This is a genomic window from Nocardioides pyridinolyticus, assembly GCF_054653575.1.
On sequence record NZ_BAAIFY010000079.1, the window covers coordinates 1 to 854 of the forward strand.

Consider the following 854-nt stretch of genomic DNA (forward strand, 5'->3'; position numbering starts at 1 on the left):
CGACCGCGTGCACCTAAGCCGGCTCGTCCGCGACGAGATCCCGCCCATCGTCGCGTCGGCGTGCGTTTGTTGGTATGGCGCCTACCGCATTCTTGACGACCCCCATGGTCACCAGATCACCACACTGCGAGGCCTGTACAACTCTTGGCTAGCAGTTCCAACGGAGCGACCTCAAATCGAGAAACAGATACGCGAAGCCGCCGTACAGGTCGTCGGTGAACACCCCGACAGTCTGATTGCGCGACGAGTGTAACTCGGCGTCAACTGGCACGAGCCGATCCTGCACTGGCGCGCTACGAGCCGATCCGCTGCATACGCTGAGGCTGTGACCCAAACCTGGTGCCCGACCGCTCTAGGCGTGCTTCGTCTGCCGTCCGGTCGAACGGTCCGGGGCCGTGGCCTGCGGCAGCCGGTGCCTGGTGGTGTGTCTCCGGACTTCGGGCTCTACTTGTTGAGCAGGCCCCCGGCACCGCCCATGGACTGGGAAGAGCGATGGGTTCGTTGGCCGGACTTGCGGTTGCCTGTCGACAAGGCTGACGCGTGGGACGCATTGTGTGAAGCGTGGCGTCGAGCTGGGCGCGAGCGAGTCGAGGTCGCTTGCAGCGGAGGGCGCGGCAGGACAGGCACTGCGCTCGCCTGTCTTGCGGTGCTGGATGGCGTACCGGCCGATCATGCCGTCGCCTTTGTACGCGAGCGCTACGACCGCCGGGCGGTCGAGACGCCCTGGCAGAGGCGCTACGTCGTGCGATTCGGCACCGTGTAGCTGCAGCCGCGGCGGAATCCGCTTGCGAGCTCCGCGAGCCCATCCCGCACCGGGTCGCTCCGCGAGCCCATCCCGCACCGGGTCGCTCCGC

2 protein-coding genes are annotated in these 854 nt (G+C 66.9%); both read left to right on the forward strand.

Annotated elements, in window-relative coordinates:
• On the forward strand, positions 1-253 hold a 253-nt coding region (locus ACYQ0U_RS22725; RefSeq protein ID WP_459976158.1), incomplete at its 5' end, for a hypothetical protein.
• A gap of 222 nt (positions 254-475) precedes the next feature.
• Positions 476-763 (forward strand): protein-tyrosine phosphatase family protein, encoded by a 288-nt coding sequence (locus ACYQ0U_RS22730; RefSeq protein WP_372446464.1) that lies wholly within the window; start codon positions 476-478, stop codon positions 761-763.
• Positions 764-854: the final 91 nt, after the last annotated feature.